The sequence below is a fragment of the Chitinophaga sancti genome (assembly GCF_034424315.1).
In the GTDB taxonomy this organism is placed as follows: Bacteria; Bacteroidota; Bacteroidia; order Chitinophagales; family Chitinophagaceae; genus Chitinophaga; species Chitinophaga sancti.
The window spans coordinates 7,346,415-7,371,538 of the sequence record NZ_CP139972.1 but is presented as its reverse complement, the minus strand read 5'-3'; the positions used below and the strand labels follow the sequence as shown (position 1 = coordinate 7,371,538).

General features: G+C 45.4%; 17 protein-coding genes. 8 read left to right on the top strand and 9 right to left on the bottom strand.

The features are described from left to right. Window positions 1-6: 6 nt before the first annotated feature. Window positions 7-1,635 carry a SusD/RagB family nutrient-binding outer membrane lipoprotein gene (locus tag U0033_RS29050; RefSeq protein ID WP_072361817.1) on the bottom strand — a complete coding sequence of 543 codons (1,629 nt, stop codon included), beginning with the start codon at window positions 1,633-1,635 and terminating at the stop codon, window positions 7-9. 17 nt (window positions 1,636-1,652) lie between these two features. Beyond that, window positions 1,653-4,757 carry a SusC/RagA family TonB-linked outer membrane protein gene (locus U0033_RS29045; RefSeq protein ID WP_072361814.1) on the bottom strand — a complete coding sequence of 1,035 codons (3,105 nt, stop codon included), beginning with the start codon at window positions 4,755-4,757 and terminating at the stop codon, window positions 1,653-1,655. A gap of 467 nt (window positions 4,758-5,224) precedes the next feature. Between U0033_RS29045 and U0033_RS29040 the strand changes: the two genes are divergently transcribed. The 4 genes from U0033_RS29040 to U0033_RS29025 all read left to right on the top strand — a co-directional run bounded on the left by U0033_RS29040 (window position 5,225) and on the right by U0033_RS29025 (window position 10,415). Beyond that, the gene (locus tag U0033_RS29040) at window positions 5,225-7,975 is read left to right on the top strand and encodes an alpha/beta hydrolase family protein (RefSeq protein ID WP_072361811.1); all 2,751 of its coding nucleotides are present in this window, start codon (window positions 5,225-5,227) and stop codon (window positions 7,973-7,975) included. A 207-nt stretch (window positions 7,976-8,182) separates the two neighbouring features. Beyond that, on the top strand, window positions 8,183-8,989 hold the full coding sequence (locus tag U0033_RS29035) for a DUF6597 domain-containing transcriptional factor (RefSeq protein WP_072361808.1): 807 nt from the start codon (window positions 8,183-8,185) through the stop codon (window positions 8,987-8,989). Window positions 8,990-9,156: 167 nt separating this feature from the next. Then, window positions 9,157-9,672: a cupin domain-containing protein gene (locus tag U0033_RS29030; protein ID WP_072361805.1), complete on the top strand. Its 516-nt coding sequence runs from the start codon at window positions 9,157-9,159 to the stop codon at window positions 9,670-9,672. Between the two features lie 128 nt (window positions 9,673-9,800). Next, the gene (locus U0033_RS29025; RefSeq protein ID WP_072362254.1) at window positions 9,801-10,415 is read left to right on the top strand and encodes a DUF4230 domain-containing protein; all 615 of its coding nucleotides are present in this window, start codon (window positions 9,801-9,803) and stop codon (window positions 10,413-10,415) included. 88 nt (window positions 10,416-10,503) lie between these two features. Here the strand turns inward: U0033_RS29025 and U0033_RS29020 are convergent, their stop codons facing one another. Continuing rightward, window positions 10,504-11,223: a hypothetical protein gene (locus tag U0033_RS29020; protein ID WP_072361802.1), complete on the bottom strand. Its 720-nt coding sequence runs from the start codon at window positions 11,221-11,223 to the stop codon at window positions 10,504-10,506. A gap of 239 nt (window positions 11,224-11,462) precedes the next feature. Here U0033_RS29020 and U0033_RS29015 point away from each other — a divergent pair, with 239 nt between their 5' ends. Further along, window positions 11,463-11,792: an RNA recognition motif domain-containing protein gene (locus tag U0033_RS29015; protein WP_072361796.1), complete on the top strand. Its 330-nt coding sequence runs from the start codon at window positions 11,463-11,465 to the stop codon at window positions 11,790-11,792. A gap of 338 nt (window positions 11,793-12,130) precedes the next feature. On the opposite strand, the gene U0033_RS29010 is transcribed toward U0033_RS29015, so the two are convergent. The 4 genes from U0033_RS29010 to U0033_RS28995 form a co-directional block, all read right to left on the bottom strand. Next, entirely contained in the window at window positions 12,131-13,549 is a 1,419-nt protein-coding gene (locus U0033_RS29010; protein ID WP_072361793.1) for a dihydrolipoamide acetyltransferase family protein, read from the bottom strand. Between the two features lie 100 nt (window positions 13,550-13,649). Beyond that, window positions 13,650-14,900: a CinA family nicotinamide mononucleotide deamidase-related protein gene (locus tag U0033_RS29005; RefSeq protein WP_072361791.1), complete on the bottom strand. Its 1,251-nt coding sequence runs from the start codon at window positions 14,898-14,900 to the stop codon at window positions 13,650-13,652. Window positions 14,901-14,920: 20 nt separating this feature from the next. Beyond that, window positions 14,921-15,379 carry an acyl-CoA thioesterase gene (locus U0033_RS29000; RefSeq protein WP_245801776.1) on the bottom strand — a complete coding sequence of 153 codons (459 nt, stop codon included), beginning with the start codon at window positions 15,377-15,379 and terminating at the stop codon, window positions 14,921-14,923. Window positions 15,380-15,510: 131 nt separating this feature from the next. After that, entirely contained in the window at window positions 15,511-15,921 is a 411-nt protein-coding gene (locus tag U0033_RS28995; protein ID WP_072361788.1) for a DoxX family protein, read from the bottom strand. A 243-nt stretch (window positions 15,922-16,164) separates the two neighbouring features. Here U0033_RS28995 and U0033_RS28990 point away from each other — a divergent pair, with 243 nt between their 5' ends. From U0033_RS28990 to U0033_RS28980, 3 genes are all read left to right on the top strand, one after another. Continuing rightward, window positions 16,165-19,236: a tetratricopeptide repeat protein gene (locus tag U0033_RS28990; RefSeq protein ID WP_083571549.1), complete on the top strand. Its 3,072-nt coding sequence runs from the start codon at window positions 16,165-16,167 to the stop codon at window positions 19,234-19,236. A 20-nt stretch (window positions 19,237-19,256) separates the two neighbouring features. Further along, window positions 19,257-20,891: a TonB-dependent receptor gene (locus U0033_RS28985; protein WP_072361785.1), complete on the top strand. Its 1,635-nt coding sequence runs from the start codon at window positions 19,257-19,259 to the stop codon at window positions 20,889-20,891. A 69-nt stretch (window positions 20,892-20,960) separates the two neighbouring features. Then, window positions 20,961-22,007 carry an HU domain-containing protein gene (locus U0033_RS28980; RefSeq protein WP_317043299.1) on the top strand — a complete coding sequence of 349 codons (1,047 nt, stop codon included), beginning with the start codon at window positions 20,961-20,963 and terminating at the stop codon, window positions 22,005-22,007. A 4-nt stretch (window positions 22,008-22,011) separates the two neighbouring features. On the opposite strand, the gene U0033_RS28975 is transcribed toward U0033_RS28980, so the two are convergent. Then, a complete protein-coding gene (locus U0033_RS28975) occupies window positions 22,012-22,905 on the bottom strand; it encodes an SDR family oxidoreductase (protein ID WP_072361779.1) in 894 nt (297 codons plus the stop codon). Between the two features lie 103 nt (window positions 22,906-23,008). Then, window positions 23,009-25,093, bottom strand: coding sequence for a prolyl oligopeptidase family serine peptidase (locus U0033_RS28970; protein WP_072361776.1), 2,085 nt, complete (start codon window positions 25,091-25,093; stop codon window positions 23,009-23,011). Window positions 25,094-25,124 lie beyond the last annotated feature (31 nt).

The following is a 25,124-nucleotide window of genomic DNA, read 5'->3' as shown; positions in this document are numbered from 1 at the left end:
ATATTTTTATTGTTGTGAAAACCAGCATTCCTTTGTGTGATAATCCAGTTCCAAAGCACCCAATGCTGTCAGTGCAGGAATGTTGTACAGGTATTCTGAATTATACCTTGGACGACAGCGGTACACCAGTTTCTGGTTATTATTCAGGAACAGATCAGCAGCGGCGAGTGGCGTCCATCCTGCATATACCTGGGCACCTGTAGCAGGGTCAATGTCTGTATAGTGAAAACGACGCATATCAACCCAGGTCTCACTCACACCAAAGCAATACAGCGCAATGTATTTCTGCAACATGATCTGTGTGAGGGTCAGGTTAGCAGCGCTGGCTGGTATCACACTGGTATTTGCCATGTAAGCAGCTTTTGCAGTAGCGGTCATTACTTTGCCTGCAGGGATGTTGGTTGGATAGTTGTACATCATATCCATACTGAGAGAAATTGCATTTGTATAAGCCATCAATGCAGTAGCTTTATCACCCTTGCGATAGGCAGCTTCTGCTTTCATGAATTGCATCTCAGTAGCGGTCATCACCGGCCATGGGGAATCATCTGCATAGAGATAACGGGGATTCAGTGATTTGGAAGAGCTATACTGACCACCCCAATAGTTACGGGGCAGATCAGCGGTATCCAAACCTGTGCTACCGGTAGCGCCATAGTTAGGGCGGATACCTTTGAAGGTGCCATTAAAGTTTTCACGGATCAGGTAGTAAGCACGGGGATCAGCAACAGGAAAAACGGGGTTGCTACCACTTTCCAGGTTCGCGATAAACTCACCCTGAACGAGTGAACCAATGTTTGCACGGAAAGGGCCAAAGTAGCTTTTAGTAGCACTGGTAGATGCATTTTCTACCCTGTAGACTGCGTTGTCTTCATTGCTGCTCATGGCCAGATCAGCATATTTGATCACTGAATCCGGCTGGTAGGCAGCTTTATTGGAGAGGTGATTGTAAGAACGTGCCAGTACACCGTATACGAATTTCTTCCACTTATTCACATCACCATTGTAGAGGTATGCATCACCTTTGGCAAGGTTGGCAGCACTTACATGATCGCCTGTCATGTCCAGGTAAGTCAGCGCCCGGAAAGCAACAGCACGCACGGTATCGTATACTTCTGCCTGTGAATCGTAGTCGAACTGATCCCTGCTGCTGTTAAAAGCTTCCTTCAGGATCACTTCACCATATTGATCTGTAAGGCTCTGCCATCCCCAGGCACGCAATGCATAGGCGACACCTACATAATCCCATTTCTTTTCTTCCGTTCCCCACTCTATCACTTTGTTCAGGTTCTGTCCCATTCCAAAATAGTGGGCTGCCCACATGTTCCCCATGATGTCGCTGGAACCTGTAGCGCCGCCCATTTTGTCGTACTGATTGCCATTGGCATTTGCACACCAGTATTGTATATAGCGACCGATGTAATAGTTATCTACCACGGTGCCATAATTGGTTCCATTGGCAGTATAGCTGTTCACCAGGTTAGAGATGAGGTTGGGCAATAAAGTTTCTACCGGTTGTTTCACATCTGCATTGGGATTGGCATAAGCATCATCGATCAGCTTTTTACATCCTGTACCCAGCATACATATGATAGCGCCAAAGCAGGCATATTTTAACAATTTATTCCTGGTCATACCTGTAGTTTTTTAAATTAAAATGAAACCCTTAAACCAAAGTTGGCACCCACCGGGGCAGGCAGGTTGCCATAGTCAAATCCAAAACCACCTACGCCCCTGTTAGCAGAAGTATTACCATTGCTCACAGGGTCTGCGCCTTTGTAATTGGTAATTAGCACCAGGTCATTGAAGGTGGCAAACGCACCGATATTGCTGATCTTTTTCCACTTACCAAAGTTGTAGCTGATAGTCAGGTCTCTGAGGCGAAACCAGTTTACATCTTTCTGTACAAATTCTTCTTCAGGCATATTCGTGTAATATCCCTGCTGGCGGTAAGGGAGTACTACGATATTGTTTTCTGTGGGCTTCTCTGTATTCTGTAATCCGTCGTTCAGTACACCTTTGATCACGCGGGCAGTTTCCCTGTCTGCAGTTTTGATTCCTTTACCCTGTACGGTGAGATACATATCTGTGGCATCAAATACATCACCACCTACTTTCAGATCCCAGAGGAAACTCAGGGTCCATTTCTTATAGCGCAGGGTATTGTTGATACCGAGCGTGAAGTTGGCATTACGGTCACCGATCACTCCAAAAGTGGCATCGATCACAGGCAGGCCGGTAAGCGGGTTGATAAGGATATCTCCTTTATTGTTGCGTGAATAATGATACCCTGTGATTGTTGTGGTGGCGCCACCTCTCAGCAAACCGCCCCTGGCATTGGCATATACCCAGGTATCAGCAATGTAGTATTCAGAGAGTGTGTTCGGGATAGCGAGTACCTTATTGTACATCTTGTTAAAGTTCAGGGTGAAATCCCATCCAAAATTCTCTTTGCGTATAGGTGAAGCAGAGATCATGGCTTCAATACCTTTATTGCGGGTTGAAGCTGCATTCATGGTATTCAGGATAAAACCTGTGGCATAGCTGGAACGAAAGTTCTCTGCAATCTGGTCTTTCACCAGTGTATTGTAGTAAGATACTTCTGCATTGATCCTGCCATCGAACATCCTGAGTTCAGTACCTACTTCGAAGGTCTTTTGTCTTTCGGGCAACAGGTAGGGGTTAGAGTTCGTATATCCGTAAGAATAACCACCTCCGCTTGCCAGGTTATTTACAAAGACCCACTGGTTAGCATAGGGAGCAGAGAGGCGGGCCGTACTTGCCATGGAAGCGCGGAGTTTCCAGTAGCGGAGCACCTTGCTTTCTTTCATGCCAGGAATTACTTCGCTGGCAATAAAGCTGGCGCTGATGCCCGGATAATTATAGTTACGGGAGGCTGCAGGCATAATGCTCGTAGTTTCGAAGCGCTGTGTAAAGCTCACAAAAGCGAGGTCATTGTAACTGATAGCAGCTTCGCCGAAATAAGCGATATTCCGGTTGATGCTCATGTTGTATTCGCCCTTTGCATTTCTCAGCAGTCGGGTACGGGTGGAGGGATCTGTATTGCTGCTATCTGTTCCCATCGGATCCGTGAGGTTGGTACCTCTTACAGCGTACATGCCGGTTTCGTTATCCTGCCACATGGTACCGATCATCAGGCGGCCATTGAACTTCCTGTATGTTTTAGTAGCGGTAGCTGTGATGGTGTGGTTGTAGCTCCAGTATTTCAGGTAGTAATTTTCAAGTGAACCATTCTGCGCGGCAGTCACATAATAGGAATCGGGATTATACAACATATAGCCGTTTGTGTGATAGGCATCGTAACCAAAACGGCCTGCAAGTGACAACCATGAGAATGGATTGATGTTGATACCGAGGGTAGCGATATAACGATTGTTTTTATCCTGGCTCAGGTTGCGTTGTACATTGAATACAGGGTTATCTACTTCTGCATTCGGAGAGTTGGAAGGTACGAGTGTGGCCTTGCCACCTGTAGAATCCTGCCAGTCATGAATGTTATGATCTGTAGGCCAGAGATATAAGTCAAGTAAGTATCCACCTGCGCCTCTCAGCGGTTTGTTGTTCACACTGTTGATGATAGAGAAGCTGGGAGTGATCTCTACATACTTCCCGATTTTGGTGGAATTGGATAAGCGCAGGTTCAGTTTCTTATAGTTATTGTTAGGGATTACGCCGTCCTGGTTGATGTAAGATGCAGAAAAACGGAAGCCGGAATTCTTTACACCAAAGTCAACGCCGAGGTTATGGCTTTGGGTAAAACCGGTTCTGAAAAAGTTATGCACGTTATCATACAGTTTGGTAGTATCGCTGTATTTAGGACCGAAGAAGGTGCCGCTACCTGCCTGGAAGATATTTGCATAAACGCCGTCGGTGCCTGAGTTGTAGGCATTGGTTACTTTATTGTAGCGGGTAATTTTTTGTGTACGGAAACTGTTGTCATAGCTCACATGAAGGCCGTTACCTTTACTTCTTTTGGTGGTGATCACGATGGCACCGGAGCTGGCCTGGCTACCGTATAATGCAGTGGCTTCGGGGCCTTTCAGTACGGTGATGCTGGCGATATCGGCAGGGTTGATGTCGGCTGCACGGTTGGTGTAATCACTGTTTTTGTTTGCCATGTCGGATACAAGACCAATACCAGTGCCTCCGTTAGAACTTTGGTTCAGTGTCTGGTTATCAACGATGATACCATCTACCACAAAGAGCGGCTGGTTGCTGAGAGAGAGGGAGTTGAAACCTCTGAGTACGATAGAAGAACCGGCACCTGCCTGACCGGTGGTAGGTGTAATAGTGACACCCGCTACCCTACCCTGTAAGGCATTGACGAAGTTCTCACGCTGCGTAGCCGCAATTTCATCACCACCCACACGCTGTACGGAATAACCGAGTTCACGGGCATTACGCTTGATGTCCATTGCAGTGACTACGACCTCGCCGAGTTCACCATTGCTGGGCTTCATCGTAATTTTCATCGCATCGCTGGCATTTACTTTTACTACGCCATAGCCGATGTAGGTAAAGACGAGTGGCTGTCCTTTTTCAGCGGCAATGCTGAAACGACCGCTGGCATCAGTCTGTGCGCCCTTTTTGGTTGCTGCATTGAGTACAGTCACACCAATCAATGGGGTCTTTCCGTCTTCCGCCAATACGGTACCTGTTACCGGTGCCGTCTGGCCAAATGACTGTAATAATGAGGATAGTAGCAGGACTATCATCATTCCGGCAATTTTTCGCATAGCATTGATTTTATGAATAAATAGGCAAAAGCATCCCTGCTGCGCGTGCAGGCGCAGTTTTAACAAACCAGAATAAACTGAGTGGCAACTGGTTTACCTCAGTAAATGAAAATCCTGTGGCTCAATAGTGCTATTGTTTACGATTAACGATGACTATGGCTCAGATGAAATATTAAGTTCAATAGTTAAAGCTGGTTGATAAAAATTCTTCCATAATGGGTTTACTTCCCTGTAGCATAAAACAAATAAAAAAAAGGATAAAAACTGCATATTCCTGCAATTATTTGGGGCATTTATGCAAATATGTTTGTTGATTCATGCAGAAAGTGGCAATCAGGATAAAATACTATTACATACCTGTTAGAATTTTCTATTTTCATCAAATCACTGGAATACGCTTTCGTTGCCTACGGCGTAACTAAATTCAAAATGACACACTACCGTATTTTTTTTAAATTGCCAGTCTTATGAAAAAAATGATGGTTACAGCCGTTCTATCCGGCATTTCTCTTCTCACCCATGCCCAGCAAGCAGCCAAAAAACCACTCGATCACAGTGTATATGACAGCTGGCAAAGCATTGGCACCAAAGTAATCAGCAACAATGGACAATTAGTTGCTTACACCATTACACCGCAGGAAGGTGATGCTTCCCTGGTGATTTATGACACAAAATCAAAGAAACAGATTTCGGTACCGCGCGGCAGCACGCCCCTGATCACGGAAGATAACCGTTATGTGGTATTTGCTATCAAGCCTACTTTTGCGGCTGTAAGACAGGCAAAAATCAAAAAGAAAAAACCGGCAGAGATGCCAAAAGATTCACTGGGGATCTTATACCCGGGTGCAGATACTGTATACAAAACAGGTACTATCCGCAGTTTTAAAACACCGGAAAAAGGCAGCGGTCTGCTTGCTTACCTGCTGGAGAAACCACAGGCTGATACGGCCAGTGGCAACCTCGTGATTGTATCTCTCAACACGCGACAACAGGATACCATCAAAAATGTGCAGGATTATGTGATCAGTAAAACTGGTAATTACCTGCTGGTAGAACTGGTGGCTGATAAAAAGGATTCTGCTACGCACGATGCATTGTTGCGATGGGATGTAGCTGCGAGAAAAGCAGATACACTGAGCAGGGGATGTGGCAACAGAACACAACTCGCATTTGATGAAGCAGGTAAACAGGCTGCATGGGTAAACACCAGAGACAGTGCAAAAGCACTGCAACAATTCTATGAATTGTATTACTATACTGCGGGGCAGGATACAGGTAATATTGTTGCAGATAAAAATACCAAAGCCTTTCCTGCTGGCTGGTCTGTAAGTCAGAACGGGAAAGTGTGGTTCAGCAGGAATGGAGAAAGATTATTCTTTGGTTCTGCACCTGTACCACCTGCAAAGGATACGAACATTGTAGATTTTGAAGTAGCAAAAGTAGATGTGTGGAATTATCACGATGATTATTTGCAACCTATGCAGCTGAAGAACCTGGAGAAAGATCAGCAGAAGAATTTTCTTGCTGCATATTTTCCCGGGAATAAAAAAGTATTGCAGCTTGCAGATAAAGATGCGGATAATGTAGTGGTTGCAGATGAAGGAAATAGTGACTATGCCATCGCTTATACAGATAAGGATCAGCGGGTAGCTATGCAATGGACGGGTGGTACTTTGAAGACATCTTACCTGCTGCGTATCACCGATGCATCCCGCAAGTTAATTATCAGAGACCTGGATAGTACTTCATTCATTTCTCCTGATGGAAAATATGTGATCTGGTATGATCTGAATCAGCAACATTATTTCACTTACGAAACGGCTACAGGCACCACGCGAAATATCACTGCAAATATTCCGGTACAGGTATATGATGAAGAAGATGATCAGCCGGAAACACCTGGCAATTATGGGATTGCAGCGTGGCTGGAACACGACGCAGCAGTGTATATCTATGACCGTTATGATATATGGAAAGTAGACCCTGCCGGCAAGCAGGTACCAGTCATGATTACCGCTGGTGCAGGCAGGCAGCAACACCTGGTGTTCCGGTATGTAAAGCTGGCGAAAGATGAACGCTTTTTGAAAGCAGGTCAGCAGCTGGTATTACTTACATTCAATGAAATTACAAAAGAGAATGGTTACTACACGACTGAAAGTACAAAGAGTAACCTGAAACTTGTAGTGATGGGGCCTTACAACTATACTAAATTGTTAAAGGCAGAGCATGCGAATTACTATTTGTATTCAAAAGAGAATTATCAACAATCTCCTGATGTATATGTAGGTAATGATATTCCGCATGCGGTGCAATTAAGTCATCTTAATCCGCAGCAGGCAACCTACAACTGGGGTACAGCTTCTCTCTTTAAATGGACGGCTTACAATGGCCAGCCAGCAGAAGGCATCCTGTATAAACCGGAAGATTTTGACAGCACAAAATCATATCCTGTATTGATGTATTTCTATGAGAAATTATCTGAGCAATTATACTGGTATATACCACCTGCGCCAACGCCTTCCAGGTTGAATATTTCATTCTTTGTGAGCAGGGGTTATTTAGTTTTGGTACCTGATATTCATTATGAGAAAGGGCATCCGGGAAAGAGTGCGTATGATTATGTAGTGAGTGGGGCGCGTGCACTGGCAGCGAATAAATGGGTAGATAGTACGAAGATGGGGATCCAGGGTCAGAGCTGGGGTGGCTACCAGGTATCTTACCTGGTAACAGCGACGAAGTTGTTTAGTGCAGCGTGGGCAGGTGCTCCGGTGGCAAATATGACGAGTGCCTATGGTGGTATAAGATGGGAAAGTGGGATGAACAGGCAGTTTCAGTATGAGCGTTCACAGAGTCGTATCGGGGCTACGCTGTGGGAGAAACCGGAATTGTATATAGAGAATTCTCCGCTGTTTCATTTACCAAATGTGACAACGCCACTGGCGATTATGGCGAATGATGCGGATGGTGCAGTGCCCTGGTACCAGGGTATAGAGCTGTTTACAGGGCTGCGCAGATTGGGGAAACCGGTGTGGATGCTGAATTATAATAATGAAGCGCATAACCTGGTACAGCGGCAGAACAGGAAGGATATATCACGTAGGGAGCAGCAGTTTTTTGATCATTTTCTGAAGGGGGCACCGGCACCTGAGTGGATTTCGAAGGGGGTACCGGCCCTGGATAAGGGTAAAAACTGGGGATGGGATTTGGAGCAAAACTAACTGATTTCAGGGATATTTTTTGGATGAGTAAGGGCCGCAAATTGCGGCCCTTACTGCTTTTAGCCGGATTTTTCTTTTATAAAGTATTGTGCTTCAAGCTACTCAAATTAATTTTTTTTATATACTTTCTAATCTCTATGTTTGTATTGCAATTGAGACCCTGATTGGATTGTGATGTAACCGAACTAACCACCTAATGCTGATCCTATGAACTTCCGTATCTATTCTCCGGCAGCATCGCTTGCCCCTTATGTAAAACATTATTATCATTTACAGAATGCCAATGATGGTTTGCTCCATCTTCCCCAGAATTTATTTTCTTTAGGAGACCTGTATATGGTTTTCTTACAGGAGGGTGAGGTAACTTTTCAGCCTGAGCAACATGCAGCGTTTACATTACCGAAGGCTGCAGTGGTAGGGCATTTCACCTGTCATCATACGATCAAGGTGCAGGGTCCGGTAAAGATGACTGTGGTACAACTGAATGCGTATGGTTGTTATAAATTAGCGGGGCTGAATATGTCTGCATTTAACAATTACTATCGTGATTTATTGAAGCAGGATAATGGGCAGTGGCAGCATTTGGTAGAGGCGATTAATGCAACTACTGATTATATGCAGCTGGATGCGAGCCTGGATAAGGCTTTCATGGAAATGATGGCAACGCAGGAGCATTCCCTGAAGCAGATGGATGAGGTAGCGGATTATATGTTGCGTCACCAGGGGCATGTGAATATTGACCGGCTGGTACGTAAGTTTAAGATTTCCCGTCCTACCCTGGAAAGGAAGTTTATGGAGGTGATTGGTATTACGCCGCAGTTGTATGCTAGAATGCTGAGGTTCAGGGATGCCATGAGGCATATGCAGCAGATGAATGTGGAGCAGTGGCAGTCATTTATAACGAAGAGTGAGGGGTATAACCAGGATCTGTTTAACCAGGATTTTCAGTTCTTCAAAGGGTCTGAGAGTACGATTACAAGGATGCCGGTGGCACAGACAATGGCAGTGGCATAAAGGAAATGGCCGGTGCCGGATCGCAAATTATCATTTCATGTAATTTGAATCCTTATTTCAGGTAATGGCCTGATAAAAACTATGCGCAGATAATTTTTACTATACAATAAAAAAGGTGTCCTCATAAGGCACCTTTTTTGCTTTCTTTGTAGTTCATACAAAACGCTATGATTATCAACCAGCAACATAATGCCGAGTACTGGCGCGAACATTTGCAATTGGAATCTCATGTGGAAGGCGGTTCTTTCCGGGAAACGTACCGGGCGGCGCTGAAAGTACCTACGTCTGTATTACCGTCTGCTTTTAAGGGGGAGCGCAATGCATCGACGGGGATTTACTTTTTGCTGGAGTATGGGGATTTTTCTGCGTTTCACAGGATTGCAGCTGATGAGATGTGGCATTTCTATGATGGGTATACGCTGACTATTTATGAGATAAAGGCGGAGGGTGCACTGGTAGTACATCAGCTGGGTAAGCATGTGCACCTGGGAGAGAAACCGCAGCTGGTGATAACAGCGGGGAGTTGGTTTGCATCGAGGGTGGAAGTGGTGGATGGATATACTTTGGTAGGGTGTACGGTGGCGCCGGGATTTGATTTTGCGGATTTTGAGCTGGGGGCCAGGAAGGAGTTGCAGCGGGCGTATCCTGCGCATGCGGGGATTATTGGGGAATTGACGAGGTGAGTGATGACAGGGATGGAGGTGATTGGGAGATTATTGATACAGAAGTTGACAAAGGGAATGATGACGGGATGATTGAAGTGATGGATGAAATTATTACCGATTTAACCAGATAATTTATGATTGCCAATATGAAAAGATTTTTACTTTTTTTAATACTTATTGCTTTTGCATTATTACTCTTCTGGCTGGGGAAACAGTTTGGGAGTAAGAATGTAAACCAGGAGATCTTATCGAATAGTTTGATTGTAAAAGAAATTGCAGAACTGGCGAGTTTGGAGGTGCAGGGAAGCGCGACGACTAAACAGAGTAATGTGGTGGATGATGGTACCTGGATGAATAATATGAAAAAAGCGTTTGTGGAGAATACGGTTTGGGTAACAGTACCTTATGTAGCGAAGTATGGGGTCGATGTGGATTCAACGAATTTTAAAGTGGAGATTTCAGATAAGAAGATTGTGGTGCGACTGCCGGAACCGAAATTGCTGAGTTATGAATTGCGGGTGGATAGGATGGAAACGGCGAATAGGAAGGGTTGGTTATTGTTTTCGAATGATGAGACATATACAGGTGTGCAGAAGAAGTTGTATACGGAATCGAGAGGGCAGCTGGAGGGGAATAAATTATATATAAATCAGAGTAAGGAGAAGGTGGTGAAGATTATAAGAGAATATTATAAACCGTGGTTGAAGGATCATGAGCTGGTGGTGGAGTTTGGTGGCGCGAAGATGCCCTTACTTAATTAGCAAGAGAGTTGGGGTCGGGCTAAGCCCTGTTCCAACTCTCTTGCTCCCGCTGGTTGGAGTCGGTTTCCCGCCTCCAACCAGCAATTTTTCAGGCTGCGTGATTCGCTATATATTTTACGAGACTTCGCTTCGCAACCGGTAATAAGGTTTCGTTCACAGGAAATGCCAATTTAGTATCCACCCGGTACACAGCGGGGTTCGGCAGTTTCTTGCGTTTCTTTATGAGCGTTGTTTTAATATGCTCACAGGAGTGAACCAGGTCTTTTGCATAAGACTCCAGGTACTCAGTATGAATTCCCCGGTACTTTTCATCATGCCGCTCAAAGATGCTTAACCGGTACTCATATACCAAAGTCTCCTGCTGCCGGCCATCACACAAAAAGAAGTACCCCTCCTGGGAATCAAGGGGAATGAGGCCCACGGGTGAAATCCTCAGGCTATCCTCCACAAAGTCATAGATCTCCGTTCCATCCTTAATTGCATTATTCATCCTGAACATGGCGAACTGGATAATACTCTCCAGTTCCTTCATCAGCTCATCATCTGATACGATCTGTTCATACAATAACTGGAGGCGCTCCAGGTTCACCGCTGTCAGCCGTTTGGGAAACTGTTGTTGTAAATACTGCTTATTGTCCCTAAAAGATACCAGGTTGTTGTAGTGAAAGATTAGATCCCCCAGCTGCGGATACAGCTTGTTTTCATTAAAATAACGGTTGATTTGTTGAAGATAAGCCAGTAAAGAGTACTTTTTCGACTCAAAATCAATATAACCATCGGCAAACCAGGTTTCGCTCAGACTCTTCATATTAAACAAAATTTAATGGATTATCATTCTTAATTTACAAAAAAAAGCGCATATTCCAGCCCCCATTTTGGTGCTATCTGAGCGGATCTGAGAGTCAACTTTGGTACTATCTGTGGGGATTTGAGGGTAAATTTGAACGTCAAAAAGTCCTGTAAGGAAATAATTTTTGGGGCTGATGCATTTATTGAACTTATTTCTTTAACTTCAGTATTATTTTTCATTTTTTTAATTTTTTAGTCATGAACATTTACGTAGCCAACCTGCACTACAGGTTGAACGATGCGGACCTTCACCAGATATTCAGCGAATTTGGCGAGGTAACTTCTGCAAAAATTATCAAGGACCATGAGACTGGCCGTTCACGCGGTTTCGGTTTTGTGGAAATGCCAAACCAGGAAGAAGGTAGCAAGGCTATGGATAGTTTGAACGGTACTGAAATCGAAGGCAAACAACTGATGGTAAACGAAGCAAGACCTAAACAACCGAATAATAATTCAAGAGGTGGTGGATTTGGTGGAAACCGCGGTGGTGGCGGATATGGTGGCGGCGGTGGCCGTGGCCGTTATTAATTATTCTGTTGGCCCAAAGCTTATTTCGGTCAAGAAATTAAAAGGCTCCCAATTCCAATTGGGAGCTTTTTATTTGTGAAAATGCCAGCAATTCATTCGTTGTGCTAACCAAATAGCTTACTTAATGCGCTTACATCATCCAGGCCCGCTTTCCTCCTGGAAACTAAGTTTGTTAATATCTCCGGCAATAAATCCTTAAACGCTTCATTAGTCAGTTCTCCCATTAGTTAGCACTCCCAACAAAAAAGCGCCTCCACCTGAGTGAAAGCGCCATTTGTTAATAAGGTTCGCCAACGGCGGGCAATTGAAGCCGCGGCAAATCCAATTAATATCTTCTGCTAGTATTCTCTGTGCACATCAAAATGCTCCAGCTCATGTACCACTGCACTCAGGAATGTTGATCCCAGTGCCCCGTCAATGATCCTGTGATCATAAGACATAGACAGGTACATCATGTGGCGGATCGCGATAGTATCTCCATGCTCTGTTTCAATCACAACCGGGCGCTTCTTTATGGTACCTACTGCCAGTATTGCTACCTGCGGCATATTAATAATAGGCGTACCTGCCAGGCTACCAAAATTACCCACATTCGTTAAGGTAATAGTGCCATTCTGGGTATCTTCCGGCCTCAGTTTATTATTACGTGCAGCGTTCGCCAGCAGGTTTACCTGTTTGGTCAGACCCACCAGGTTCAGTTGGTCTGCATTACGGATCACCGGAACGATCAGGTTGCCCGTAGGCAGTGCTGCTGCCATACCCACATTGATATCTTTCTTGACGATGATCCTATCACCTTCCAGGGAGCTATTCAATAAAGGATATTTCTTGAGACATTTTATTAATGCTTCTATGAAAAGTGGGGTGAAGGTGATCTTCTCTCCTTCTCTCTTTTCGAAGATCTTTTTCTCCTGGTCTCTCCATCTCACAATGTTCGTTACATCTGCTTCTGCAAAACTGGTGACGTGTGCATTGGTCTGCACACTCTTCATCATATGATCTGCAATCAGCTTACGCATACGATCCATTTCAATGATTTCAACAGCACCACTGTAAGTAGCGGCCTGTCCATTGGATGAAGCCGCAGTTTGTGGCTGTACCTGTACCTGAGGTGCCTGTGGCTGAGCCTGCGCAGCTACCGGCTGAGGAGCTGGCTGAACCTGTGGCTGTGCTTTAGGCTGTTCCTGTGCTACCGGTGCTTCTGCCGCCTTAGCAGGCATTGGCGTAGCCGTAGGCACAAAACCTTTTGCCTTGGATTCTACATAATTGAGTATATCTTTCTTCGTCACACGACCCTCATTACCTGTACCCGGAATTTTCTCGAGCTCGGCAAAACCAATACCCTCCTGTTGTGCGATCGTGAGCACCAGGGGAGAATAAAAACGAGGGCCAGCAGCGGTTGTAAACTGTGGCTCATGTACTTCCACCTGTGGCTTTACCACCTCCACTTCCGCCTGTTGCTGTTGCTGTACAGGGGCTTCAGGAGCTGTAGCAGGCGCAGATGCTGCTGCTTCCACTTTTGTGCTGATACGTGCTATTACAGCACCTACCGGAACTACATCATTTTCTGCGTAGAGTATCTCGGTAATTTCGCCATCGGCGATAGAAGGTACTTCGCTGTCTACCTTATCAGTGGCAATTTCCAGGATAGTTTCATCAGATTTTACCTGATCTCCCGGTTTTTTATGCCAGCGTAATATGGTGGCTTCCATAATACTTTCTCCCATCTTGGGCATTACCAGTTCTACAATGGCCATAAGATTGCGTTTAACTATTTGATAGAAAACAAAAGTATGAATTAAATACTAATAATCAGGAACAGGGCCACAGCTTGCTTCTATTCTGATGAACATCATTTTATAGAATGATCTTCCGCAGCTCACTCATCGCATAAGCCGCCGCCATCTGGATATTCAGATACCTGTCGTATCTTAACTGAAATTTCACGGCCACTGTTTCTGTTGCACTTCCTACACCTATCCATACTGTACCCACAGGCTTCTCCGGCGTTCCGCCATCAGGCCCCATGATTCCGGATACAGCAATGACATAGTCTGTCTGCAAATGTGCCAGTGCTCCACGCACCATTTCCTTTACCACGGCCTCACTTACGGCTCCATGCGCCGCCAGGGTTTCTGGTTTCACACCCAGTATACGGGTCTTTATTTCGTTTGCATAGCTGATCACACTGCCCCTGTACCATGCAGAACTACCCGGTACTGATGTCATGCTATGAGCAATATATCCACCCGTGCAGCTTTCGGCTGTACCTACCGTCTTCCCTTTTGCCTGCAGCAGCTGACCAATTACGGCAGCTATCGGCTGGTCCTGGTCTGCAATAACAATGTCTGAAAGAATATCCTTCAGCTTGTGAAACTGCATAGACAGTGAAGCAGCTGTTGATAATTTATCCTGCCCATGTGCTGTAAGGCGTAACTTAATCGTACCTAAAGACGGCAGGTATGCCAGCTTGATATTGGCAGGCAACTGCGCTTCGAAATCAACCAGACGCTCTGCTACAAAGGATTCTCCCATACCGGCAATGATCAGTGTCTGATGTACCACCACTGGCGTCTGGAAATATTGCTTCAAACGTGGCAATACATGATCCTCCATCAGGCCTTTCATCTCAAATGGTACGCCCGGCATGGATACAAAGACCTTCCCATCCTTTTCGAACCACATACCCGGCGCTGTACCTCTCTTATTATGTAACACTGTACATACATCCGGTACCAGTGCCTGGTCCATATTCCTTTGCAAGGGAGGCAAGCCCCGGCTTTCAAAGAACTCCATTACCTGTTTAAAAGTAGCTTCATCCCTTACCAGTGTGCCGCCAAAATATTCTGCCAGCGTGGGTTTGGTGATATCATCTGCGGTAGGCCCCAAACCTCCCGTAATCAATACAATAGGCGACAATGCACTCTCGTCGTCCAATGCCTTTACGATGGCTTCTTTCACGTCGCCAATCGCTACACGGCGGTGCACCCAGATACCCATTGCATTGAGTTGCTGGGCCATCCACGCCGAATTTGTATCTATCGTCTGTCCGATCAGTAATTCATCGCCAATAGTGATGATACTGGCTACTACCTTTTGCCCTTCCATAGTATTAATATTATTACAGGCTATTCAAAAAAAGGCGCTAAAGCTTCCCGCATAAGGGGAGGCAGGCCATATTTCAATTTGGAATCTGCGTGTAAAAAAACGAGGGTGGTTACACCTACGTTCAGCAACTCGCCCTTTTCGTTATACAGTTCTGAATGAAAGCGGATCTTGTGATCGACAGGCATTTCTTTCAGTATAGTCTTCACAGTTATCAGGTCATCATAGTAAGCCGGCCGTATGTATTTTACATTTAGTTCTGCTACAGGCATGATTACACCTTCTTTTTCAAGCTGGGCGTATGTGAAGCCCAGTTTACGGATGGCTTCTGCACGCCCTACTTCATAATATAAAGCATAATTTCCGTAATAAAGGTAGCCCATCTGGTCTGTCTCCCCATATCTTACCCTGATTTGTGTTGTTTCTATGAACATATCCTTTGCTTTAACTTTCTCATTTACAATGCTATCAATCCATTGCATGGATCAAATGCGCCGTTTTCTGACTTTGAACAGGGCTCTTCTGAATTATTTCTAAGTTCATTTCCAGACTGAATGATAGTCTGGTACATCCATTGCCCAAATCCAGTTTCAACCATCTTTCTTCCAGGTCCTTATTTCCCGATTGCATTGTCCAGACTTACCTTACCAGGACCCGCAAACAGGATCACCAGAAAAGGTACCAGGTACAATATCGCTGGTTCCTGCTCCTTTAATGCCTGGTGTCCATGAATCAAAAACAAGGCCACACCCATCGTAACTATCACAGGCACAGTCGCTAAGCGGGTAGCCAGCCCTATTATTACCAATCCTGCGCAAAATACTTCTGCAAATACGGCCAGGCCCAAAGAAATAGGATGCCCTATGTGCAATGGATCCGGAAAGGAGTCCTTCATGGCAGAAAATCCTTTTAATTTACCCAGGCCATGATTCCACAGCAGCAGGCCACCAAAGGCAATACGCAGCAATAATAAGGAGAAATTGATTGCACCATTGGATGCTTTCGAAGAAAACAGTTTGCTCATATGTCAAAAATGGTTTGATCTTTGCACAAATATAAATCTTTGATTTTTTGATAGTGTATGATTTTAGCGGGCTTGCCCATGTTGTATCTGCAAAGCCCGCGCAGTTTATTAATTAAATGCAATAACTATATTTGTCCCTGTTTTAGTTTCCCTGAAAGCATTATTTATTGATCCTGAACAGAAAATAATAACTGTAATGGATTCGTTTAAAACGCATATTAAAGTTTATAACAGGTTAAAAGCATGCAATTCATAAAAAAGTTTCTTGTTCCCGGACATTTGTTTCTCTATCTGGCCACCTGCTGTATCCTGGCTACTTCGGTTGCCGAGGCCCAGCAAACCCGCAAATACACGGAGCCGGATAAAGTGTTCAAAGATGCCCAGCAACTTTTCCAACAGGAAAAATATGCCGTGGCTATGCAATTGTTCAGGCAAACACTTGATAACATCGGCTATTTTCAGGAAACCAGTCGTAGCCTGGTCAAAACAGATGCTCAATACTATTACACCGTTTGCGCACTCAAACTGAATAACGCAAACGCTGAAAAAGCAGCCCTGGAATTTCTCGCTACCTCCAATAACAATGCAAGGGAAGAACTGGTAAGCTATCAACTGGCTAAGTACTACTTTCACCAGAACAAACTGAAAGAAGCGATTCCGCTGTACGAAAAAGCCAGCATCGAAAACCTCTCTAACCACGAAATTGCAGAAGCTAAATTCGAACTGGCCTACTGCTACTTCAACGTAAAAGACTTTAAAAAGGCACAACCCCTGTTTCAATCGATCAAGGAACTGCCTGGTAAATACTACATCCCGGCTAACTACTACTATGGTTTCATCGCCTACTACAATCACCAGTATGCTGAAGCGCTCACCAGTTTCCAGCGTGTAGTAAAAGAACCTAAATACAGCACTGTCGTACCTTATTATATTGCCGAAATTTATTACTTCCAGCGTAAACCAGACCAGGTGATCTCCTATGCTGAGCCACTCGTAAATGCAGGTGGTCAGTACTACGAAGCAGAACTGAAACAGTTACTGGGTCAGACCTACTTCGAAAAAGGTAACTATGCAAAGGCACTGCCTTACCTCCAGGAATACCAGGATAATGCAGAAGAAGTTCGCAAAGAAGATATTTATCAGCTGTCTTACAGCTATTACCAGACAGGTAATTACGCAAAAGCAATCAATGGTTTCAAACAACTGAGCAGTGAGAAAGATTCCCTGGGTCAGAACTCCATGTACCTGCTGGGTGATTGTTACCTGAAAACAGGGCAGAAAGCCAATGCACGTAATGCCTTCGCTTTCTGTGCACGCAACAGCGCAAACCCCGGCCAACAAGAGATTTCCCGCTTCAACTACGGTAAGCTCTCCTACGAACTCGGGTATGGCGATGTGGCTATCTCTGAACTCACCAGTTTCCTGAGCACGTATCCGAATTCTGCTTACAAAAACGAAGCAAGGGAAGTATTGGTCAGCGCCTTTCTCAACACTAATAATTACAAAGATGCGATGGCAGTGGTAGATCAGATTCCTGACAAGAATCCTACTGTACTGAAAGCATATCAGAAAATTGCTTACGGCCGTGCCGTAGAACTGATCAATGACCAGCAACTGCAGGATGCAGACAAACTGCTGGACATCGCCATCAAGAATTCTTATGATAATAATACCGTTCAGCTGGCGCATTTCTGGAAAGCAGAAATTGCCATGCGTCAGAACAATACTGATGGCGCCATCACGCACCTGAATACTTACCTGACCAGCACTGCACCTTCTTCAGGTGAAGCCAATCCTCAGACTGCGAGCTACAACATGGGTTATGCATTGCTCAAAAAAGAAGATTACACCAATGCCCTCAAGCACTTCGAAGCTGCACAACGCACCAGTGGGCCGAATGCAGTACGCATCACCAACGATGCTACCCTGCGTGCTGCTGACTGCTACTACATGCTGAAAGATTATACAAGGGCGCTGGCACTGTATGACCGTATTATTTCAGGCAGCCTACCGGGTTCTGACTACGCTATTTACCAGAAAAGTATCATCCTTGGGATCCAGGGTAAGACCAATGAAAAAGTGGCGCTGCTGAAACAACTGGGTGATAAATTTCCGTCTTCCGGTTTTGGTAATGATGCTGATCTTGAAATTGCCAATACTTACCTGGCAGAAGAAAAATATAACGAAGCCATTCCATACCTGGAAAATGTGCTGAACAAACAACCGAATGGTCCGAATGCGCCAAGAGCATTGCTGAAACTGGGTCTTTGCTACTTCAACAGAGATGATGAAACCAAAGCCCTCTCCTATTACCGCCAGGTAGTAGAGAAATATCCAAACTCTCCTGAAGCAAATACAGCACTGGCAAGTATCAAAGATATCTATGTAGGTCAGGGTAAAACCGATGCTTATGTAGCATTACTGAAATCTACCGGTCGTACTGTTTCTACAAATGCTGAAGACTCCCTGGCATATGCTGCTGCTGAATCCAAATTCAGTACCGGCGATTGCACAGGTGCCACAGCTGCATTCAGCAATTATATTCATCGCTACCCTGAAGGTCAGTTTATTCTGCCTGCACAGTTCTACAAATCAGAGTGCGCTTATAATAATAAAGATTACAGCGGGGCTTTGCCTGGTTATGAATTTGTATTGTCTAAAAATGCAAGCGTGTATGCAGAACGTGCTGCGCTGCAGGCTGCCAATATCAATTACTACCAGACTAAGAACTATGAGAAAGCACGTACTTATTACCTGCAATTGCAGGACCTCTCTACCACCAAGGAAAATACCTTTACTGCAACCAGGGGCCTGATCCGCACAAACTACCAGCTGAAACACTGGGATGAAGTTGGTAACTATTCAGAAGTGCTGCTGTCCAGCTCCAATATCAGTACTGACGACCAGATCATTGGTCACTTCAACCTGGGTAGATCCCAGCAGGAACAAGGTCAGTACGACGAAGCGATGAAGGAACTGAAAATAGCTGCTGGTCTGACAAAATCAGAAACCGGTGCGGAAGCAAGATATAATATTGCGGTTTGCCTGTTTGCCAAAAACGACCTGGCTGCTGCTGAAAAAGCAGGATTTGATGTCATTAAAAATACGCCGGGATATGAAATGTGGGTAGCTAAATCCTACATCCTGCTGGGTGATATCTACGCCCGTCAGAAAGACTATTTCAATGCCAAAGCGACCTACCAGAGTATTGCCGAAAACAGCTCTATCGCTGAGCTGAAAGCGGAAGCAAAAGAAAAACTGGCGAAGACAGAGGCTGAAGAAAAAGCGGCATCAAAGATCAAATCCAATAAATAATTACGAACTACGACCATAGCATGAACGCATATATCAAACATATTCAACGGGTTTTAACAGTTACAGGGGCAGTAATGCTGGCACAGCAGGGTATTGCCCAGGACAAAAACCTGAAACAGGAAACGATTGATATCATCTCAAACTACCGCCCGAAACTGCGGGATGCGGCTAAACTGAACCTGACAGCGACCCTGCCGGCTTCTGATACCACGCGTCCTAAATACCAGTACAAGGTACCTGCACTGAACCTTTCCTTCCTCTATCAGCCAGTGCCCCTGAAACCACTGGCCCTGGGCAAGGATACACTGGCAACCCTGCAGAACAACTTTATCAAAGCAGGTTATGGTAACCTGAGTACACCGCTCATCCAGGCAGGCTTTGGTAGCGGCAGACAGGATAAATACAATTTCGGGATCTATGGTAATTACACTTCCTCCAAAGGGAGCATCAAGAACCAGGATTACAGTACACTCAACGTGCTGGCATCCGGTACTTACTTCTCCCCTATCCTGGAGATCAATGGTAGTGTAGGTTATGATCGCAACCAGTTACATTATTATGGCTATGACCACGCAGCATACGACTACAGTAAGAGCGATGTAAAGCAGGCCTTCAACCAGTTCACCGCACAGGTGGGTGTGAAGAACAGGCCACAGAATGACTGGGCATTTATGTTCCAGCCTTCTGCAAAATTCATTTACTACAGCGATGCCTACAACCGTAAGGAACCTACTGTGATCCTGAAGGCACCGGTGAGCAAGCAACTGTTCGAAGACATCTTCCTGCGTGTGGAAGGACTCTTTGACCTCTCTTCTTTCAAAGCAAAGGATAGTGCACAGTTCAACAATAATGTAGTTGCTATTCATCCTGCACTGGAGATCATCAAACCAAGGTTTGTACTGCATGCGGGTGTGAACCCAACCTGGACCAACAGCAAGTTCTACCTGCTGCCAGACATTGTGAACGAATCACACCTCATCTACAAGAAAGTCATCCTGAGCAGTGGCTGGATCTCTTATATCAATAAGAACAGCTACCGCAACATGACCAATACGAATCCGTTCTTTGCCAGCTATGGCAGCGGTATCCTGAATACCCGTGTGGAAGAGAAATACACAGGTATCAAAGGAACCCTGGGTAGCCATTTCAACTACAACACCAAGTTTGCAGCAGTGACCTGGTACAACATGCCACTGTTTGTAAATGATAGCCTGGACGGTAAGACTTTCTACTCCAGGAACGAAGCAGAACTGCGTGCTTTCAACCTGCATGCGGAAGTAGGTTATATCCAGGAAGAGAAGTTCCAGCTGCGCTTTACAGTAGACTGGTTTAACTATAATAAACAGAAGACTGAGGTGAAACCGTGGGGCCTGGTGCCATTCCAGACCGAAGCGTTTGCACAATATACTTTTGCCAGAAAACTGCACCTGAATGCAAATGCATTTTTCCTGGGCAGCAGCTATTACCTGGCAAACGGGGACTTCCGGAAGACGAAGAGTGGCTGGGATCTGAATGCGGGCGCCAGCTATGACATTAACAAGAACTTCAACCTGTGGTTGAACACCAATAATATCTTCAATACCCGCTATCAGCGCTGGTATGGTTACAACACCTACGGTTTCAACGTAGTAGGTGGTGTAATGGTTAAATTTTAAAATCGTACCATTGCATACTGTGAGGCTATCCTTCTCACACGGGAAGGATAGCAAACACAGGCATATTTATTGATAGAGAGTCATTTTACTAAGGAATATTTTATATTAACATTGGTACTACAGCAATATATACAGGACACTTTGTTCCGGAAGGAACCTTGTATTCTCCCCAAAACAGGCATCTTTTTGGTGCAACATATTCCAGCGCGCTATAATGTAACAACCAAAACTCTGGAACCTCCACAGGAGGTGATCCGGTTTGAGGATACATGGGGAGATGAAGAGCAACTGGTGAAATGGATTTCCCAGAGAGAGCACCTGGTGGATAACATTGCCCGGATGAAGATGGAGAAATATGTAGCGGAGGTGCATGCACTGCTGAAATCGGGTCAGACCTTTGCCGTTCCGGGCGTAGGACAGCTGAAAATGGATGTAGCGGGGCAGATTACCTTTATTGCAGAATACCTGCCTATTGAGCTGGAAACCCTGATGGTACAGCCTGTGATCAGAACAGACGTCAGCCACCGTGTGACCATTGGTGACAAGGAGTTTGTGAATAACCAGGTGGTGAATCATTTGTCTGCTTCATCAGAAAATGCAAAGCCCAATGCTGAGTATACGGCTAACACAGATTATCCTCCTTATCCGGAGGAGCGGGGTTCTTCCTTCCGCTGGTGGTGGGTGGCAGTACCTGTAGCGGCTGTGCTGGCAGCAGGTTTGGTATGGTGGCTGATAGCTAGTCAGCAGGGCAATAACCAGGAACCTGTGATCTCTGCAGACAGGAGTGCGCCTGTGGTAGCAGATACTACGCGCGTGCAGGATTCCACTACCCGTTCAGACAGCAGTCTGCAACAGGCAGCGGCATCTGCTCCTACGCCGACTGATAAAACCTATTATGTGGTGGTTGGTGAATATCACAACCTGAAGGATGCGACCAAAAAACTGAACTTTCATCATAAAAATGGCAGGGGTTACGTAACATTGCAAGCTGATGCCATTGATACGAGCCTTTACCGATTGTTAGTTCCGGTCACAGCCCCACTGGCTGATACGACTAAAGCAAACGACTCTATCCAGAAATTCTTTGGGGTACCTAAACGTCGTATTGTTTTCTAGGGGCCTAAATTTCTTTGGCTACTATCTGTAATCCCTCTTCAAAACTGTGCGGCTGATAGCCCAGTTCCTGTACGGCTTTACTGATCACGAAACCTGTCTTAGCGGGGCGTTTAGCCGGCTGGGTAAAGGTTTTGGCATCTACTTTCTCCAACAATTGTGGGTTTAACTGGAAATAACCGGCTGTCTGAACGGCCATCTGATAGGGCGTAAGGGTTTCACTACCTGAAATGTGGTAGATCCCTGTTGCCTTCTTATCGGCTACCAGTTTACAACCTGCGGCCAGATCCTGCACCAGGGTTGGGGTACGCCACTGGTCATCTACTACTTTCAATTTCTTGCCCTGTTCCAGGTTCGTTTTTACCCAGGTGATAATATTACTGCGTTTAGGGTCTGCGGCAATGCCGTATACCAATACTGTACGCACGATGGACCAGGATAAATGGCTATTCTGGACAAGCCTTTCTGCGGCTACTTTGGTAGCGCCATAATAGCTGATAGGGTTTACGGCATCTTCTTCTGAGTAAGGACCCTGTAAACCATCGAAGACAAAGTCGGTGGAAAGGAAAATGAAAAAGCTCTTGCTTTTTTCTGCGGCCTGGAGGAGATAGCGGGTAGCGTTGACATTACAATCCCAACAGGCATCTTTGTTTCTTTCACAATCGTCTACCTGGGTCATGGCTGCCGCGTGGATAACGATATCTGGCTGATGCTTCTGTAGTAACTGATTTACGCTGGAGGAATCCCTGAGATTTGCGGGTTCATAGAGATACCCATCCTGGTTGGGGAGGCGATTGGCGCCCCTGCCGGTAGCAATAACTTCGTAGCGGGAATCCTTTGAAAATAGGGGGATAAGGTGCTGGCCCAATAATCCGTTACTTCCTGTGATTAATACCTTCATAATTATGCCTTTTGCTAAAATTACGAAGAAAAGAGTTTGGTTAAAAAAAAACGCTGATGCCTGCGGCATCAGCGTTTTTGGGAAGCGGCATTGGCCATTCAATTTAATTTTTGAAATGCATGCCCAGGTTATACATCACAAAAGCCCAGATGTCCGCAGACTCTTCTATCAGCTTGCCTGTCGGCTTACCTGCACCATGGCCTGCCTGGGTATCGATACGTATAAGCGTTGGGTTAGGGCCTGCATTATCTGCCTGCAGTGTAGCTGCAAATTTAAATGAGTGTGCAGGCACTACCCTATCATCATGATCGCCTGTAGTGACCATAGTAGCAGGATAAGAGGTCCCTGGCTTCAGGTTGTGCAGTGGTGAGTATTTGATCAGGTATCTGAACTGATCTTCCTTATCGCTGGTGCCATATTCCACACCCCATGCCCATCCGATTGTAAAGTTTTGGTAGCGCAGCATATCCAGTACCCCTACAGTGGGTATTGCTACCCTGAACAGATCAGGGCGTTGTGTCATCACTGCCCCTATCAGCAGCCCACCATTTGATCGGCCGTGTACTGCTAATTTGGAGGTATTGGTATATTTTTCTTTGATCAGGAATTCTGCTGCACCGATAAAGTCATCGAATACATTCTGCTTCTTCTCAAACATACCAGCTTTGTGCCATTCTTCGCCATACTCCGCACCACCACGCAGGGTTACCTGTGCAAAAATACCGCCTTGCTCCATAAAGAACAGGTTGGATACGCTGAAAGAAGGGGTGAGCGGGATATTAAATCCACCGTAACCATACAGGAATACAGGATTGTTGCCATTTAGTTTGATTCCTTTCTTATAGGAAAGGAACATTGGAATGCGGGTACCATCTTTACTATTAAAGAATACCTGTTTGGTTTCGTACTGGGAAGGATCGAATTTCAGCTCAGGTTTGAAGTAAAGGGAGGAGTGGCCATTTGTTATTTCATATTTATATATCAGGGCCGGTGTCACATATGAATTAAAGGTGTAATAGAATTCCTTGTCTTCTTTTTTACCGCCGAATCCGGAGGCGGTACCGATGCCAGGGAGTTTGATCTCTCTTTCCAGGTGGCCTGCATAGTCTAATTGGTATACACGGTTAGCGGCATCCTGCAGGTATACGGCAAACAGTTTTCCACCGCCGGTACCGACATGTACCAGGGTTTCTTTTCGTTCAGGGATGATCAGCTTGCGGGGGCCCTGGGGATTTTTGGTATCGATCAGCTCTACTTTATAGTTCGGTGCGCCTTCGTTGGTGATCACGAGCAGCTTATCGCCGTCATTGTCTATTACATTTGGCTCATATTCGAAGCCTTTGATCAGCAATTTGAACTCCTTTTGGTCAGGATTTTTCATGTCGCGGAACCATATTTCATTGCCGGAAGTGCCTTCTGACGCGCTTAAGAGCAGGAAACGTTCGTCTTCGGTAACACTTGCTGAAAAATTGCGTAGTGGGTGATCTGAATCAGCGTGAATCAGTACATCCTTATCCTGAGAAGTACCTACCTTGTGGTAGTAAATTTTATGGAATTCGTTCTTTTTAGAGAGTTTGCTGGCTTCGGTGGGTTCGTCATAGCGACTATAATAAAAGCCATCTCCTCTCCAGGAAAGACCGGTGAATTTGAGCCAGTTCAGGCTATCGGGGAGCAAAGTTTTGGTAGCTACGTCCATTACATGGGCCTGCTGCCAGTCGGAACCAGCCTTTGCAATCAGGTAAGCGGCATATTTTCCGTCTTTAGAGAACTGTACGGTGCCTAAAGCTGTTGTACCATCGGCAGATAATTTATTTGGATCGATGAATAATTCGGGCTTAGCGCCAGGGGTGGTTGCCTGCCTGTACAGTACAGCCTGGTTTTGCAAACCATCGTTTTTGTAGAAGTATAGATAGTTACCTCTATGATCCGGTGCAGCTGTTTTTGGATAATTCCATAACACTTCCAGACGATTTTTTATCGAGTCGCGGAAAGGTATCTTTGCAAGATAATTCTGGGTGATCGTATTTTGCTCCTTTACCCATGCTTTGGTTTCAGGACTATTATCGTCCTCCAGCCAGCGATAAGGGTCGGCAATAGTAGTGCCATGGTAGTTATCTGAGACGTCGGTTTTCCGTGTTTGCGGATAAGCAATGCCAGGTTGTTGTGATTGCGCTTGCGCTGTAGACATAGTGGTAAGAAGCAAAGAGGAATTAATAAAA